Origin of the sequence: Roseovarius pelagicus (assembly GCF_025639885.1) — a bacterium.
Lineage (GTDB): Bacteria > Pseudomonadota > Alphaproteobacteria > Rhodobacterales > Rhodobacteraceae > Roseovarius > Roseovarius pelagicus.
In genome coordinates this window covers 289448-305621 of sequence record NZ_CP106738.1, presented here as the reverse complement: position 1 = coordinate 305621, position 16174 = coordinate 289448, and the positions used below count along the sequence as shown (strand labels likewise).

18 protein-coding genes and 1 pseudogene are annotated in these 16174 nt (G+C 60.3%); 14 read left to right on the top strand and 5 right to left on the bottom strand.

Going from position 1 to position 16174, the window contains the following annotated elements:
* The first annotated feature begins 8 nt into the window (after positions 1–8).
* Genes N7U68_RS02510 through tpiA form a run of 3 tightly spaced genes read left to right on the top strand, consistent with a single transcriptional unit; the run spans position 9 to position 1459 of the window.
* On the top strand, positions 9–374 hold the full coding sequence (locus tag N7U68_RS02510; RefSeq protein WP_165192310.1) for a HesB/IscA family protein: 366 nt from the start codon (positions 9–11) through the stop codon (positions 372–374).
* On the top strand, positions 371–703 hold the full coding sequence (locus tag N7U68_RS02505) for a TfoX/Sxy family protein (RefSeq protein WP_263048134.1): 333 nt from the start codon (positions 371–373) through the stop codon (positions 701–703). The genes N7U68_RS02510 and N7U68_RS02505 overlap by 4 nt, the downstream gene beginning before the upstream one ends.
* A gap of 3 nt (positions 704–706) precedes the next feature.
* Complete coding sequence (tpiA, locus tag N7U68_RS02500; RefSeq protein ID WP_263048133.1) at positions 707–1459, top strand: triose-phosphate isomerase; 753 nt, start codon at positions 707–709, stop codon at positions 1457–1459.
* A 51-nt stretch (positions 1460–1510) separates the two neighbouring features.
* Here the strand turns inward: tpiA and N7U68_RS02495 are convergent, their stop codons facing one another.
* Positions 1511–1972: an Lrp/AsnC family transcriptional regulator gene (locus N7U68_RS02495; protein WP_165192313.1), complete on the bottom strand. Its 462-nt coding sequence runs from the start codon at positions 1970–1972 to the stop codon at positions 1511–1513.
* Between the two features lie 144 nt (positions 1973–2116).
* Here N7U68_RS02495 and N7U68_RS02490 point away from each other — a divergent pair, with 144 nt between their 5' ends.
* The 6 genes from N7U68_RS02490 (at position 2117) to N7U68_RS02465 (ending at position 7171) form a co-directional block, all read left to right on the top strand.
* Positions 2117–3103, top strand: coding sequence for a siroheme synthase (locus tag N7U68_RS02490; RefSeq protein ID WP_263048132.1), 987 nt, complete (start codon positions 2117–2119; stop codon positions 3101–3103).
* On the top strand, positions 3103–3414 hold the full coding sequence (locus N7U68_RS02485) for a DUF2849 domain-containing protein (protein ID WP_165192315.1): 312 nt from the start codon (positions 3103–3105) through the stop codon (positions 3412–3414). Before N7U68_RS02490 ends, N7U68_RS02485 begins: the two co-directional genes overlap by 1 nt.
* A gap of 40 nt (positions 3415–3454) precedes the next feature.
* Positions 3455–5125, top strand: a complete 1671-nt coding sequence (locus N7U68_RS02480) for a nitrite/sulfite reductase (RefSeq protein ID WP_263048131.1) — start codon at positions 3455–3457, stop codon at positions 5123–5125.
* The gene (locus N7U68_RS02475; RefSeq protein ID WP_263048130.1) at positions 5112–5846 is read left to right on the top strand and encodes a phosphoadenylyl-sulfate reductase; all 735 of its coding nucleotides are present in this window, start codon (positions 5112–5114) and stop codon (positions 5844–5846) included. The genes N7U68_RS02480 and N7U68_RS02475 overlap by 14 nt, the downstream gene beginning before the upstream one ends.
* Complete coding sequence (locus tag N7U68_RS02470) at positions 5843–6250, top strand: DUF934 domain-containing protein (protein WP_165192318.1); 408 nt, start codon at positions 5843–5845, stop codon at positions 6248–6250. The genes N7U68_RS02475 and N7U68_RS02470 overlap by 4 nt, the downstream gene beginning before the upstream one ends.
* Positions 6251–6319: 69 nt before the next feature.
* On the top strand, positions 6320–7171 hold the full coding sequence (locus N7U68_RS02465) for a ferredoxin--NADP reductase (protein WP_165192319.1): 852 nt from the start codon (positions 6320–6322) through the stop codon (positions 7169–7171).
* Between the two features lie 102 nt (positions 7172–7273).
* On the opposite strand, the gene N7U68_RS02460 is transcribed toward N7U68_RS02465, so the two are convergent.
* Positions 7274–8095: a translation initiation factor 3 gene (locus tag N7U68_RS02460; RefSeq protein WP_263048129.1), complete on the bottom strand. Its 822-nt coding sequence runs from the start codon at positions 8093–8095 to the stop codon at positions 7274–7276.
* 200 nt (positions 8096–8295) lie between these two features.
* Here N7U68_RS02460 and infC point away from each other — a divergent pair, with 200 nt between their 5' ends.
* A complete protein-coding gene (infC, locus tag N7U68_RS02455) occupies positions 8296–8850 on the top strand; it encodes a translation initiation factor IF-3 (RefSeq protein ID WP_165197595.1) in 555 nt (184 codons plus the stop codon).
* A 66-nt stretch (positions 8851–8916) separates the two neighbouring features.
* Here infC and N7U68_RS02450 read toward each other — a convergent pair whose 3' ends face one another.
* From N7U68_RS02450 to N7U68_RS02440, 3 genes are read right to left on the bottom strand one after another with little or no spacing between them, the layout of a single operon-like run.
* Positions 8917–9297: a hypothetical protein gene (locus N7U68_RS02450; RefSeq protein WP_263048128.1), complete on the bottom strand. Its 381-nt coding sequence runs from the start codon at positions 9295–9297 to the stop codon at positions 8917–8919.
* Complete coding sequence (locus tag N7U68_RS02445) at positions 9294–10295, bottom strand: molybdopterin-binding protein (protein WP_263048127.1); 1002 nt, start codon at positions 10293–10295, stop codon at positions 9294–9296. The genes N7U68_RS02450 and N7U68_RS02445 overlap by 4 nt, the downstream gene beginning before the upstream one ends.
* A complete protein-coding gene (locus N7U68_RS02440; protein ID WP_263048126.1) occupies positions 10292–11257 on the bottom strand; it encodes an XdhC family protein in 966 nt (321 codons plus the stop codon). Before N7U68_RS02440 ends, N7U68_RS02445 begins: the two co-directional genes overlap by 4 nt.
* 218 nt (positions 11258–11475) lie before the next feature.
* On the opposite strand from N7U68_RS02440, the gene N7U68_RS02435 reads away from it, so the two are divergent.
* The 4 genes and pseudogenes from N7U68_RS02435 (at position 11476) to N7U68_RS02420 (ending at position 16152) form a co-directional block, all read left to right on the top strand.
* Entirely contained in the window at positions 11476–12471 is a 996-nt protein-coding gene (locus N7U68_RS02435) for a phosphoadenosine phosphosulfate reductase (protein WP_206295726.1), read from the top strand.
* A 54-nt stretch (positions 12472–12525) separates the two neighbouring features.
* Positions 12526–13575 carry a dihydroorotase gene (gene pyrC / locus N7U68_RS02430; protein ID WP_263048125.1) on the top strand — a complete coding sequence of 350 codons (1050 nt, stop codon included), beginning with the start codon at positions 12526–12528 and terminating at the stop codon, positions 13573–13575.
* A 108-nt stretch (positions 13576–13683) separates the two neighbouring features.
* Positions 13684–14373, top strand: coding sequence for an orotate phosphoribosyltransferase (locus N7U68_RS02425; protein WP_263048124.1), 690 nt, complete (start codon positions 13684–13686; stop codon positions 14371–14373).
* 284 nt (positions 14374–14657) lie between these two features.
* A pseudogene (locus N7U68_RS02420) lies at positions 14658–16152 on the top strand (replicative DNA helicase).
* Positions 16153–16174: the final 22 nt, after the last annotated feature.

Here is a 16174-nt window from a genome sequence, read left to right as displayed (position 1 = left end):
GTTCCACCATGTTCGGCATACCCGGAAAACAAGCGGTCAGCATGACCGACAAAGCCGCAAAGCAGATTGCAAAGCTGATGACCAAGGATGGCCATCAGGGGCTGCGCATCGGCGTCAAAAAGGGCGGCTGTGCAGGCATGGAATATACCATGGACTATGTGACCGAGGTGGACCCCCACGATGAAGTCGTGGAACAGGACGGCGCGCGCATAATGATCGCACCGATGGCACAGATGTTCCTCTTTGGCACCGAGATTGACTATACTGTAAGCCTGCTGGAATCAGGCTTTCGCTTTAACAATCCCAACGTGACAGAGGCCTGCGGCTGCGGCGAGTCGATCAAGTTCGACGAAACTCTCAGCCAAAAGGAATGAGCGTCTCAAACGCAGACATTGCCTATGCGCGCGACCTGTTCGCCCCTCTCGGAACGATCACCCACCGCAAGATGATGGGCGGGGCCACTTTTTATGCCAACGGCACGATCTTCGCGATCCTCGACAGCGACAGCACCCTGTTCCTCAAGGCTGTCGACACTTTTGCGGATCGGCTGGGTGCGGCAGGCGCGCGCAAATTCAGCATGACAAGCAAGGATGGCAAGATCGCCACGATGGGGTATTGGACCATGCCCGATGACGCCCTTGACGATCCGAACCTAGCTTGCGATTGGGCAAGGCAGGCAATCGAAGCGCAGCAAAAGGGGTAGGCCATGCGACGGAAACTTGCGGCAGGCAACTGGAAAATGCACGGGTTACTTGCTGATCTGTCCCAGATTTCGGCACTGAATGCCGACCATCCCGATCCGGCTACAGATATTCTGATCTGCCCGCCAACGACGCTGATTGTACCCGCATGTGCGGCCATCAATGGTGGGGCAGTGCAAATCGGCGCTCAGGACTGCCACGCGCGTGCCTCGGGTGCGTTTACCGGCGATCTGTCTGCCGTCATGCTAAAGGACGCGGGCGCCACCGCCGTTATCGTCGGCCATTCAGAGCGCCGCGATGCACATGAAGAAAGCAGCGAAGACGTGCGCGCCAAGTCCAAGGCAGCCCATGCTGCGGGCCTGACGGCCATCATCTGTCTGGGTGAAAGTCTGGCACAGCGAGAGGCGGCCAACACACTCGACATCATCGCAGGCCAACTGTCGATTTCCGTACCCGACACGGCCGTTGCCGCCAATACCGTGATCGCCTACGAGCCGTGCTGGGCCATCGGCAGCGGCCTGACCCCGACGCCTGCGCAGATCGGCGAAGTGCATGATTTCATCCGTGCCCGTCTGACCACCCGCTTTGGCGAGGCTGAGGCGAACGGCATGCGTTTGCTCTATGGCGGATCGGTCAAACCCGGCAACGCGGCCGAGATTTTCGAGGTTTCCAACGTCGACGGGGCTTTGGTCGGTGGCGCGAGCCTAAAGGCCGAGGATTTCACACCCATTATCAACGCGTTGAAAGCCGCTTCTTAACAGCACCCGGCGGCCCGTAGGCCGGGCTTCAGCCCGGCACCCCGCCACGCGTCACAACGGCAGCATTGTCGTCGACTTGATCTCTTCCATCGACAACAGTGCCGTCACGTTATGCACCTTCACCTCTGAAATCAGCGCCTGATAAAAGATGTCATAAGCCCGCGCATTGGCCACACGGACCTTCAGGATGTAATCAATATCCCCGGCCAGCCGATGCGCTTCCTGCACCTCTGGCCGATCTTGCAGCGCCTTCAGGAATAGCTTCTGCCAACCGGCATCATGTTCCGAAGTTCGGATCAGGACAAAAAAGCACGCCTCAAATCCCAACGCTTCTGCATCCAGCAGATAGGTCTGTTGCCGGATCACCCCACGTTCGCGCATTTTGCGAATCCGGTTCCACACGGGCGTCTTTGAACTGCCTACGGACCGCGCGATATCGTCCAGCGATTGCCCGCCATCGGATTGTAACTCAATGAGGATTTTTCGATCCAGATCGTCGATGCGGACAGACATTCCATTATCCTTTTCCATTTGGAACGTTCCAGCATGTTTCGAGTCAACTTGGAACGTATGTCCTTATTGATCCGCACATCTGGCGCATAAATGGAAATATTTTCTATATTGAGGCAAGTCAACCAAAGAGCAGGCATGCCGCACATGAAACATTTTCCCATCTTCCTGGCGCTAGAAGGACGCCGGATCGTTCTGTCGGGCGGCGGTGATGCCGCACTTGCCAAATTGCGGCTGCTGATGAAGACCCAAGCACGTCTGATCGTCCACGCCTCGACCCCGGCCGAGGAAATCGTGGCATGGGCCGACACGGGAGCGCTTGATCTGCTGCGCCGCCCCGTTGCACCCGGCGATCTGCGCGGTGCCGCGCTGTTTTACGCCGCTGACGAGGAGGCAGCCGAGGACGCGCGCACCACTGCGATCGCCCGCGACGAAAATGTGCTGAGCAACATCGTGGATAACCTCCATGACAGCCAGTTCATCACCCCCGCCATCGTCGACCGTGATCCGGTGACCATTGCAATCGGGACTGAAGGCACCGCACCGGTGCTTGCCCGCGCGATCAAGGCGGATCTGGAAACCCGTCTGCCGTCGTCGCTGGGGCCGCTGGCGCGCGCGGCCAGCGCCTTTCGCCGGATGGCTGAGGCGCTCCCGATGGGTCGTGCGCGGCGCAGCTTTTGGTCGGAATTCTTCTTTGCCACAGGTCCCGATGCGCTGGACCGTGACGCCGGTGCTGATCTGCGCGGCGTGCTGCGCGCGCAACTAGCCACACATCTGGACGCCAAGCCCGGCATGGGCCGTGTGAGCTTTGCCATCGTGGCTGCCGCCGATCCCGAACTGCTGCCGCTGAAAACCCGCAACATCCTGCACGAGGCTGATCTGGTCCTGCATAGCGCGGGTGTCTCGCCTCAGATCCTTGATCTGGCACGGCGCGAGGCCACATTCGGCGCCCTGCCCCGCACCGCCCGACCGCTGATCGACGCGGCCACCGCTGGCCGCCATGTCATCTGCCTGATGCCTGCCGCACCCGACGCCCGCATGATCGCGGCCTGTCGCAGTGCCGGGATCGCCGCCTTGGCCATCCCCGGCATTGCCCCTCTACCCAATCTCACACCGTTGCAGGAGACTGCCTGATGCCCCGCGAATTCACCCCTAAAGTCATCACCGCCAACGCGCTTGTTCAGGGCGACGTCGTCTACTTCACCGCTCAGGACACGTGGACACGAGATCTTCGCCATGCCGATGTCCTGACCGACGAGGCCGACGCCGATCTGCGCCTGCTGTCCGCGCAGGCCCGTACTGGCGAAGTGGTCGGCGTCTATCTGGCAGATATGAAGCCCGGCACAGATGGCCCGGAACCGGTGCATTTCCGCGAGGAATTTCGCCGCACCGGCCCATCCAACCATTTCCACGGCAAACAAGCTGACATCGCGTCCCGGACCTGATCCGTCCCCGCGCGCCAAGACTGCCTTCAGGAGACATCTGATGTATACCTATTCCGAATTTGATTCCGCCTTTGTCGCGGCCCGCAACAGCCAGTTCCGCGCTCAGGTGGAACGCCGCATCGACGGTTCGCTGACCGAGGACGAGTTCAAGCCGCTGCGCCTGATGAACGGGCTGTACCTGCAACTGCACGCCTACATGCTGCGCGTGGCGATCCCCTACGGCACGCTGAACAGCCGCCAAATGCGCAAACTGGCCGATATCGCCGAGCGATGGGACAAGGGCTACGGCCATTTCACCACCCGGCAGAACATCCAGTATAACTGGCCTAACCTCGCCGATGTGCCCGATATGCTGGATGCGCTGGCCGAAGTTCAGATGCACGCGATCCAGACCAGCGGCAACACCATCCGCAACGTGACAGCCGACCATTTTGCTGGCGCTGCCGCTGACGAGGTGGCCGATCCGCGCCCGGTGGCCGAGCTGATCCGCCAATGGTCCACAGACCACCCCGAATTTCAGTTTCTGCCGCGCAAGTTCAAAGTCGGTGTCACCGGCAGCCCCAATGACCGCGCCGTAACAGCAGCGCATGATATCGGCTTGCGCATTATCGAGCGCGACGGTGAAATCGGCTATCAGGTCATCGTCGGTGGCGGCCTTGGTCGCACCCCGATGATCGGCAAAGTGCTGGCCGATTTCCTGCCAGAGTCCGATCTGCTGCCCTATATCGAGGCCGTCGTCAGCGTCTGGAACCTGCTGGGCCGTCGCGACAACAAGTTTAAATCGCGGATCAAGATCACCGTACACGAACACGGGATCGAAAATATCCGCGCTCGCGTGGCCGAGCGGTTTGCGATCATCAAACCCAGCTTTGCAGGTATTGACCAGGAAATGCTGGCGGCGATCCGCGCCGACTTTGCGCCACCCGCGTTTCTCACTGCATCGGACGAACCGTACAATCATGCGCGCCAGCACGATCCGATCTTTCGCTCTTGGGCAGACACCAACCTGTCAGAGCACCGTGCACCGGGCTATGCGGTCGTCTCGATCTCGCTCAAGGCGCATGGAAAAACGCCCGGTGACGCCTCTGCCCGCCAGATGCGCCTGATGGCGGCACTGGCCGAACGTTACGGCCATGACGAACTGCGCATTTCACACGAGCAGAACGTGATCCTGCCGCATGTTCACAAATCTCATATTCCCAGTGTGTTCGCTGCTTTGCGGGCCGAAGGGTTGGGGACGGCCAATATCGGGCTGATCAGCGATATCATCGCCTGCCCCGGCATGGATTATTGCGCGCTGGCAACCGCCCGCTCGATCCCCATTGCTCAGGAAATTGCGACCCGCTTCGACGAGCTGAAGCTGGAGCATGAAATCGGCGAGATGAAGATCAAGATATCAGGCTGCATCAATGCCTGCGGCCATCACCATGTCGGCCATATCGGCATCCTCGGCCTCGATCGCGCGGGCGTGGAAAGCTATCAGATCACGCTGGGCGGCGACCACCGGGCCGATGCGCGTTTGGGTGATCGCACTGGTCCGGGATTCTCGGCCGATGATATCGTTCCGGCCATTGAGCGGATCGTGTACGCCTATCTGGACCTGCGCACCGGCCCCGAAGAGACATTTCTCGCCGCCTATCAGCGGGTGGGTCTGGCTCCGTTCAAGGCGGCCCTCTACCAAACCGAGGCCCAAGCCTATGCCGCAGAATGATCTGGGCAGGCGGGTTGCGTCGCTGAATGACTGGTATCGGCTGAACGCAGCCCATACCGTCCTGCAACATGCGCTGAACACCCCCGACAGCGGGCAATTGGCGCTGGTGTCCAGCTTTGGTGCCGAATCGGTCGTGCTGTTGCATATGGTCTCGGTGATCCGGCGCAGCACGCCGGTGATCTTTCTCGATACCGAGCTGCTCTTTACCGAAACGCTGGTTTACCAGCAGGAACTGGCCGAACGGCTGGGCCTGACGGATATCCGCATCATTCGCGCCGACACGCTGGAGGCGACAAACGAGGACCCGGACAAGACACTCCATCTACGCGACACCGATGCCTGCTGCGCTCTGCGCAAAACGCGCCCGCTGGAGCGCGCCTTGCAAGGGTTCGATGGCTGGATCACCGGGCGCAAACGCTATCAGGGTGGTGCGCGCGCCGAGATGGACTTCTTCGAGACTGAGGATGCAACCGGGCGGATGAAAGTGAATCCGCTGGCACATTGGACGCCCGACGACGTGCGCACCTACATGGAAGAAAACCGCCTGCCGCGTCATCCGCTGGTGGCGCGCGGCTATCCGTCGATCGGCTGCATGCCCTGCACCTCGCCCGTGAAACCGGGTGAAGATTCGCGCGCAGGTCGCTGGCGTGGCGAAGAAAAATCAGAATGCGGTATTCATATCGTGAATGGCAAGATTGTAAGGCAAGGAGTGACCGCATGAGCGTGATCGTCACGGATAACGGCTTCGCCCCCGACGGCTGGAACGAAGCATTTACACCGCTGGAAGAGGCCAGCAATGAGACGGACGTACTGGATGTGCCCGCGGATGCCGATCTGGATGCCGTCGTAGGAAAAATCCCCAGCCTGCGCATGGTGCGCGTGGATTTTCCCAACTCGGCGGATGGGCGCGGCTTTACCATCGCGCGGCAGTTGCGCTTGCACGGCTATACAGGCCGTCTGCGCGCGCGGGGGCATGTGATCGCGGATCAATACGCCATGGCCCGCCGATCCGGCTTTGACGAGGTCGAGATCGACACAAGCCTCGCTGCACGTCAACCCGAGGAGCAGTGGCTGTTTCGGGCCAACTGGCAGGCAAATGATTATCAGGCACGGGTGCGCGGTTAAGCCCCCCTTTTCCTGATCCCAATCAACGCATAGTAAGAGGGGCCAGCCGAGCCGCTGGTCAATGGACCCATGAACGAGATTTTGCCTGTGAACGATGCTGCGCCCACCCGTGCCGTCCCGACCCTGCCCGACGCCCAGACTGTTACCCAAGTCAAACATTGGACCGATCGGCTGTTTTCCTTTCGCGTGACGCGCCCCACGACACTACGGTTCCGCTCGGGCGAATTCGTGATGATCGGCCTGATGGGGGATCCTCATCCGGAGACGGGCAAGCAAAAACCACTGTTGCGCGCCTACTCCATCGCATCACCCAGTTGGGATGACGAACTGGAATTCTATTCGATCAAGGTTCAGGATGGCCCGCTGACCAGCCGCCTGCAACATATCCAGCCGGGCGACCAGATCATCCTGCGCCCGAAACCCGTCGGCACGCTGGTGCATGACGCGTTGCTGCCCGGCAAACGGCTGTGGCTCTTTGCCACCGGCACCGGCTTTGCCCCCTTTGCCTCGCTTTTGCGCGACCCCCAGACATATACGGATTATGACGAGGTGATCATCACCCATACCTGCCGCGAAGCAGGCGAGCTGACATATGGCGCGGAATTGATCGACAGCATCCGCAACGACGAAATGCTGGCCGAACTGATTGGCGCGGGTTTCGCCGACAAACTGCGCTATTACCCCACCACCACCCGAGAGCCGAGCACCAAGATGGGCCGCATTACAGACCTGATGCGCTCTGGCGACGTATTTCAGGAATTGGGCGTACCACCGCTCTGCCCTGAGACTGATCGCGCGATGATTTGCGGCAATCTCGCCTTTAATCTTGAACTAAAAGAGCTTCTCGAAGGGTATGGGCTGGAGGAAGGCGCGAACTCGAAACCCGCACACTACGTTGTGGAAAAAGCGTTTCTGGATTGAATCGATGGCCGGTCTACCCGGCCAGCTACCGCAGACACATGACCATAAAAAAGCCCGCCTCGGTGATCCGGGGCGGGCTTTCCCATAGCTTGATTATCGTAATCAGAGGCCGAGACGCTCACGCAGCTGGCTCAGGACTTGCTTCAACACTTCAGGATTGTCGCGGGCCTGTTCCAACGCTGTTTTGGTGGCCATGCGCACACCTATGTTCAGGTCGGAATTGTCCACATATTCGACCACTTTATCATAATCGAACCCATCCACAGTCAGCAAATCGGCAATGTCGTTACCCGCTGCGTCGGTTGCAGCTTCCGCCGCGTCTCCTGTGGCCTCCGTTGCTTCGGTTGCCTCAGTCGCAGTATCCGCTGCTGCGTCAGACGCCGACTCGGCCGCTTCGGTTGCCGTGTCCGTCGCGGCATCGGTTGCCGCCTCGGTGGCCTCTTCTGTTGCTTCGGCTGCCTCTGTCGCAGTGTCCGCTGCGGCGTCAGACGCCGACTCGGTGGCTTCTTCGGCTGTCTCTGTGGCGGATTCCGCGTTTTCGGTCAGGTCATTCATCGCATCAGTCAGATCCTGCGCCGCATCATTCACTGCCTCGTTGGCATCGGTTGCGATCTCGTCGGCCATAGAATTGGCTTCATCCGCCATCTCTTCAACGGCGTCAGACGCCGACTCGGTGGCCTCTTCGACCTGTTCTTCGGCGGTTGTCTCTTCGACGGGCTCGACAACTTCTTCGGCAGGTTCTGCTTCTTCTATGGCCACTTCCTCGGCAGGTTCTTCCGGCTCGGCGGCCACTTCGACCTCGGCGGGCGCTTCGATCGGCTCTTCGGTCGTGCTGACCATCTCAGTTGGCGACTTGCCCGTCATCAGGAAATACCCGCCGACCAGTACAACCGCAGCAACAATAATCCACAGCAGATTTTTCATTGAATTAGTCCCCTTTGTTCGTTCGGCCTCATGCTAGATAGGAGGCCCTTCATTATTGTCAGATCAAATGCCGTCCCTCCTGCCAAGACACAAGGGGGAATATCCGCCCGATCGGCTCAGATCAGCCTATTTTGCGGCTTGAAACGCGGGGTTGGCACAGTTAGCTTGCCCACTCAGTCGACCTTGCAAATCATCGAAGGATAAATACCATAGCCCGCAGACCCCACAATGCGCCGCCAACGCGCGACACAGGCCCCCGTGTTAACGAGCGCATCAAAGACGATGAAATCCGCCTGATTGGCGCCGACGGCGAAAACGTCGGTGTTGTAACCGGCCGCCGCGGTCTGGAAATGGCCGAAGAGGCCGGACTGGACCTCGTCGAAATCTCGCCCAACGCGAGCCCGCCGGTCTGCAAGATTATGGACTTCGGCAAATACAAATACGAAACCCAAAAGCGCGAAGCCGAAGCCCGCAAGAAACAGAAGATCATTGAGGTGAAAGAGGTCAAGTTCCGGCCCAACACCGATACCCATGATTATGACGTGAAGATGCGCAACGTCTTCAAGTTTCTCGAGAATGGCGACAAGGTAAAGATTACCCTGCGGTTTCGCGGTCGCGAAATGGCGCACCAGGATCTGGGTCGCAACCTGCTAGAGCGTGTGGCCGCCGATGTCGACGGCGTCGGCAAAGTCGAAAACATGCCCAAGATGGAAGGCCGCCAGATGATCATGATCATTGGCCCGACTGCACGCTAGCACTTGTCATCTGATTAGTTTTCAACGGCGCTCCGAAACGGGCGCCGTTTTCATTTGGGCAACGGCTTATCTGTCACGCAACCATCTGTACGTATCCACGTAATCGAACCCCAGCGAAATCAGATCGACCGCCCGCAACAGCCACAGATAGCGAATGTACCCATCACTCGCCCCGCCCAAACCGGACAGTAACCAGACCAACAATGCCACGAGCGGCGTCCAGACTAACACGTGCGGTACAGCCATTGATCGGGGGAATCCCCGCATACGCAACATGATCCACACATTCGGCAGCATCCCCCCAATCGCCAGCGCCGCAACCCAGCCACCATAGGGGGCATCCACCCACAGGATTGCCGCAGCATTGACCGGCACCAGAATACCGAACACCCAGATTTGGACCCACAGGGGCAATGATCGGAAACTGTGCCAGATATCCGCGATCATCCCGCGGCACCCTTGCGGCCTCGGCGGGGCATCGGTCGGGTCGGTATTTCCTTCAGCAACCCCCCGACGCCCATACCCGCAATATCGGCATGGCTGACGTCGATTCCACAGGACACTCGGCTCAGCACCCAATCGGCCCCGTTGAGCGCAGGCGACCGCACACAACCGGGCAAACCGATCACCCGGCGGCCTCCCAGCGATCCCAGAAACAACAGATTTCCCGGATCGACGGGCATGCCAAATCGTTCGACCTGCCCTCCCGCAGCCCAGAGTGCCGCTGGCGCAGTGTCATTCGGGTCCGATGTGGCAGAGGCCGTCAGGATCAACACCAGATCGCTGCTGGCCGCGCCGAGCGCCGCGGCCAGCGCCTCCGTTTCATGCGGTACTCTTACGATCTCGATCAGATCAATACCAAGCGCCTCCAGCCGGGCACGGATCGCGTCACTGCCTTTGTCGCCCGGCCCGCCCGCGATCTCTGACACGATCAGCGTTGCTGTCTTTACCACTGGCACAGCCACCGCGATGGTCGCACGCGCGATCCCACACGCCTCGTCCACTGCCGCCTGTGGCACGGCATATGAGATGATCTTGACCGTCGCGATCATGCCGCCCGCACGCATCTGCTGATGATCGGGAACAGTGGCGATGGTAATCATCGGATGCACCATATTGGCCGCTCGGATCGCCGCAGCGTCCAGCGTGACCACCCCCGGTCCATCCGCCAGCAGGTTCACCCGTCCGGTAAAGGCACGGCTCAATGAAATCCCCGTCACTCCGTCCGTAACCGCCTCGGCCAGACGTGTCGCCGCCGCATCCTCGTGCAAATCGCCCGGCTCCAACCGTGCGATCGTGACCTCGTCGATTCCCGCTGCCTCTAATGCCGCGATCTGGTCCGGGCCAATCGTCACCCCCTTGCGCAACCGACCGCCCGGCACAGCCACCGAATGCGCCAGAATGCCGCCCTGCGCCTGCGCCAGTGAAACCGGACCAAAGATCATGCGCCCTGCCTCAACACGCGGATCATTTCCGCCAGAATACTCACCGCGATCTCAGCCGGTCCCGCCGCGCCAAGGTCGAGGCCAACTGGCCCGTGAATGCGCGCAATCTGTGTCTCGGTCACTCCGGCAGCCTTCATCCGGGCGACACGCGCCGCCTGGGTCCGGCTGGATCCCAGCGCACCGATGTAGAATGCGTCGCTTTGCAACGCCTCGATCAACGCCGGATCATCCAGTTTGGGGTCATGGGTCAACAACACCAGCGCCGTGCGCGTATCAAGCCCATAACCGCGCACGCCTTCGTCGGGCCAGTCATCCAGGATCGTTTCACCGGGAAACCGTGTATCATTGCCAAACGCCGCCCGAGGATCAATCAGCACCGGATCGAATCCCGCCAACCGCGCCATCGGCACCAATGCCTGCGCGATATGCACAGCGCCCACGATCAGCAGGCGCAAGGGCGGGTTGTGAATCGCAACAAATGTCTCGCCATTGGCCTCAAACCCGGAGCGGTCCATGCGAAACCGCTCTTCATGCCCCACCCGGTCCAATCGGGGCGCGACATTCATTCCGGTAACATAGGCAACTGGCGTGCGCGCCGCGCGTGCGGCTATCAGTTCCGCCAACAGTGGCTCTGGCAGGGCTTGCCCCACCGGCTCGACCAACACCCGGATCGTGCCGCCGCATGCCAACCCTACGGCAAAGGCATCACCGTCACTGACACCATATTCCAGCATCATCGGCTTGCCGGTCTCAATGGCGTCCAGCGCCTCTGCCACCACAGCGCCTTCAACACAGCCGCCCGATACCGATCCAGCGATTTCACCTGCCCCTGAAATTGCCAGTTGAGCACCGGTTCGGCGCGGCGCACTTCCCCACGTTTCGACCACTGTGGCCAATGCCGCCCCTTTGCCCGCCTGAAACCACGTCAATGCGGTCTCGGGAATATCGTCAAATCGGTCCATGGCACCGCCTCCCCATCTCTTTGCGGCGGCAGAATGCGCCTGTCACGGGTGAAGTACAATCGCCAGAACACATTCATTTCGCGTGCCCTTACGCCGCTGAAATTCGCGCAACGTCGTTCAATCCTCATGGATTTTCCCAAGTTTTGCCCAGATTGCCCCCTATTAACCGTCTCCAAACCGGCCAAATAAGACCGAACGAGCAGCAAGGACCCGACGTTATGCAGGACGCCGCCAATACATTCGACATGCCGCTTTCGGATCTGAAAGATCGCGATGCGTGGCTCGACAAAGTGACCGAGCTTACCGAAGAGGATGGCTATCTGGAACGTCTGGGCGACCGGCATGCCGCAATATTTGTAGAAGAAAAGCCGATCCTGCTCGTCACTTTCGAGACCCACCAACGGATCGCCGAGATTTCCGAGGATAGCCAGCCGATGGGCTGGGATATGGTCAAGGCTCTGGGCTGGTCGCATCTTTGCCTCGTCAGCGACGGTGACACGTGGTTTCGTGATCGTTCGGTTTATGGCTATTTTGATCGGCTCGTCGACGACGGGTTCTTCGAGGACTTCGATCAGGTCATCTTTTATGGCGCGGGGCCTTGTGGCTACGCCGCCGCGGCGTTTTCCGTCGCAGCCCCCGGTGCCAAGGTGGTGGCGATCCAACCTCAGGCGACACTTGATCCGCGCGTGGCCGAATGGGATGATCGCTATCTACGGATGCGCCGCACCGCATTCGATGATCGCTACGGCTATGCCCCCGACATGCTGGATGCTGCCGATCACGCCTATATTCTTTATGATCCCGAGATTGAGCTGGACGCGATGCACGCCGCTCTCTTTACTCGCTCGAATGTGACCAAGTTCCGCATGCGCTTCATGGCCGAGGATCTGGACAAAAGTCTTATTCGCATGCAGGTGCTCTACCGCATTCTGGCACAGGCCAGCGCGGACAAACTGACCCGCACGGCTCTGGCCCGCCTCTTTCGCGCGCGCCGCTCCGATACGGGCTACCAGTTCAACCTGCTGCGCCGCGTCACCGCCGACTCGCGTCACTACCTGACGATCCTTCTGACCAATAAGGTGCTCGAACAACGCCGCGCCCCGCGCTTTCGTCGTAACAGACAGGCCGCCATCGACACGCTCAAGGCCCAAGGCGCCAGCCTGCCGGCCGGGATCGAAGAAGAGGCACCCGCCCCGCCGAAGACCGGCACCTGATAACCCATCGACCGGCCTCTGGTGCTGCGTCCCGCGATTGTGTAAAGCCGGGCCATGACCCAGAGCCTGACAATCCGCACCCCCGATGACTGGCACCTGCACCTGCGCGACGGCGCAATGCTGCGCGCCGTCCTGCCCCATTCCACCGCCGATTTCGCCCGTGCGATCATTATGCCCAATCTGGTGCCGCCGGTGGTGACCTCTGCCGATGCGACAGCCTACCGCGACCGCATCTTGGCTGCGCGCCCCGCGGGCAGCAACTTCGCGCCTTTGATGACGCTTTACCTGACCGAAGACACCGATGCCGATGACGTCGCCGCCGCCCATGCCAGCGGACTGATCACAGCGGTCAAGCTTTACCCGGCAGGTGCGACCACCAATTCCGCCAGCGGCGTCAGCGATTTCGACCGCGTGCAGGCGGTGCTGGAACGTATGGCCGACATCGGCCTGCCGCTCTGCGTGCACGGCGAAGTGACCGATCCCACCATCGACATCTTTGACCGCGAGGCGGCGTTCATCGACCGGGTTCTCGATCCACTGCGCGCCCGTGTGCCGGGCCTGCGCGTCGTGATGGAACATATCACCACTGCTCAGGCTGCCGATTACGTGCGCAGCGCCGACAGTAGCCTTGCCGCGACCATCACCACGCACCACCTCGTGATCAACCGTAATCACATCCTCGCTGGCGGCATCCGCCCCCATTACTATTGTCTGCCCGTCGCCAAACGAGAAGAACACCGCCTCGCCTTGCGTGCTGCGGCCACCTCCAACGATGCGCGTTTCTTTCTCGGCACAGACAGCGCGCCGCACACCGACCCGGCCAAGCTTCAGCCCTGCGGTTGCGCAGGTTGCTTTACCGCGCCGAACACGCTGCCGATCCTCGCCCATGTGTTCGAAGAAGAAAATGCATTGCACCGGCTGGAGGCATTCACCTCACTCAACGGCCCGGCCTTCTATGGCTTGCCTCCCAACGACACCCAACTGACGCTGGAACGCGGCGCACCACAGATCCCCACGCAAATCGATACCGATGACGGTCCTGTGACGGTGTTCGACCCCGGTTTTGACCTTGATTGGCGCGTATCGCGCGCATTTTCTGGCTAACAATATCCTCGCCCGCTGCCGCGCGGTGGGTTCACCGGCCGAGAGGGCAGGCAATAAGAGCCTTCTACCCGCCGCACCGCAAAGGCCCGCACCGCAAAGGACAGCCCCATGATCCCCGCCACCTACCCTGACCAAGCCGAAATCGCCCGCCTCACCGCCCGCATGCTGCTCGAAATCGGGGCCGTCCATTTCAACGCGAAAGAGCCGTATATCTACGCATCCGGCCTGCCCGGTCCGACCTATATTGATTGCCGCAAACTGATCAGCTTTCCGCGCATCCGCGCCACACTGATGGATTTCCTGACAGTCACTGTGATGCGCAATGCCGGTTTCGAGGCCTTCGATAACATCGCAGGCGGCGAAACGGCTGGCATCCCCTTTGCAGCCCTCGTTGCCGAACGGATGGCGCTGCCAATGACCTATGTGCGCAAAAAGGCCAAAGGCTATGGCCGTAACGCCCGAATCGAGGGTGTAATGACCGAGGGCGAGCGCGTGCTGCTGGTCGAGGATCTAACCACCGATGGCGGCTCTAAGATCAGCTTTGTCGATGCGATCCGCGAAACGGGCGCGACCTGCGCACATACCGCCGTCATCTTTTACTACGGCATTTTTCCGGACACGATGAAAACACTGGGGGACCATGGCGTTACCCTGCATCACCTGTGCACATGGTGGGACGTTCTGGACGAGGCGCGTGCCCAAGGCAGCTTTGACGACGAAACCCTGCGAGAGGTTGAATCTTTTCTCAAAGCGCCGCGTGCGTGGCAGGATGCGCGGCAACGCGCCGAACCGGAGTAAGCCGCACCACAGGCAAATAACGGGAGCGATTCGCCTGAGTTATCAGCTCACAAGCGCCCCGGAACAATTGCACGATGCTGTTTCATCTTTGCCGCACGATTTCGACAGCGCCCCGACAGTGACGCAACATCTTGACCGATGAGCGTATTGCATCGCAATATAGGCCATCGCCAGCCGACCCCATGTTATCCACAAAAAGATACATGACGGCACTCGGCTGCGGTGGATTGCACGGCCATGCGGGGCACTTGTATGACGAACCCCGCCAGCCAACGGGACCCCAGATGAACGAGATCACCACATTCAATGCGACCGGCGCGGAAATTCAGAACGCCGACACCATGCCCCATTCGATCGAGGCCGAGCAGCAGTTGCTGGGCGCGATTCTGACCAACAATGATGTCTATGATCGCATCGCCAGCATCATCGGGCCGCAACATTTCTACGACCCGGTTCATACCCGTATTTATGAGACCGCCGCCGCGCGAATCGCCAAGAACAATCTGGCCTCCCCTGTCACGCTCAAAGCCTTCCTCGAAGAGGACGAAGGCCTGAAGGAACTTGGTGGACCGGCCTATCTGGTCAATCTCGCCGGGGCCGCCATCAGCAGCTTTGCGGTGCGCGATTACGCGCAAATGATCTATGATCTGGCGATCCGTCGCGAATTGATCAGTCTGGGGCAGGACATCGCGGGCAAGGCCGCGCGTATGGATGTCGACAGCGAGCCCAGCGACCAGATCGTCGAGGCCGAGCAGCAACTCTACAGACTCAGCGAACAGGGCCAGACCCAAAGCGGTTTTCAGTCTTTTCTAAGTGCCGTCACCGACGCCGTGAACGTCGCCAACGCAGCCTATCAGCGTGACGGCGGGCTGTCCGGTGTTTCTGCGGGCCTCATCGACATGGATAAAATGCTGGGCGGGTTGCACAAATCCGACCTGCTGATCCTCGCTGGTCGCCCGTCAATGGGCAAAACTTCGTTGGCCACCAACATCGCGTTCAACGTCGCCAAGGCCTATCGTCGTGGCACCAAACCGGATGGCACACAAGGCGCCGTCGAGGGCGGCGTAGTCGGTTTCTACAGCCTAGAGATGAGCGCCGAACAGCTGGCCGCACGGATCCTGTCCGAAGCCTCTGAAATCCCCAGCCAGCAAATCCGCTCGGGCGATATGACCGAGGCCGAATTCCGCAAATTCGTCGATGCGGCCAAGCAGCTGGAATCCTGCCCGCTTTACATCGACGACACACCGGCGCTGCCAATCAGCCAGCTTGCCGCCCGCGCAAGGCGTCTGAAACGGACTCAAGGCCTCGACGTGTTGATCGTGGATTATCTGCAACTGGTCCGTGGTACCGGCAAGAGCGACAACCGCGTGAACGAGATCTCCGAGATCACCATGGGCCTCAAGGCCATCGCCAAAGAACTCGACATCCCGGTAATCGCCCTGTCACAGCTCAGCCGTCAGGTCGAAAGTCGCGAGGACAAACGCCCCCAACTCAGCGACCTGCGCAGAATCAGGCTCGATCGAGCAGGACGCCGATGTGGTCATGTTCGTGTTCCGCGAGGAATACTATGTCGAGCGCGAGAAACCCTCTGACGAGAAGCTCGAAGAGATCGCCGCATGGCAAGAACGCATGGAGCGCCTGCACGGCAAGGCAGAAGTGATCATCGGCAAACAGCGTCACGGTCCGATCGGTACCATTGAACTCAGCTTCGAGGGTCGATTCACCCGCTTTGGCAATTTGGTAAAGCCATGGCAGCAATCCGGGGATCAGGAATTCTGAACCTGCTGCCTCGGCGTGCCAA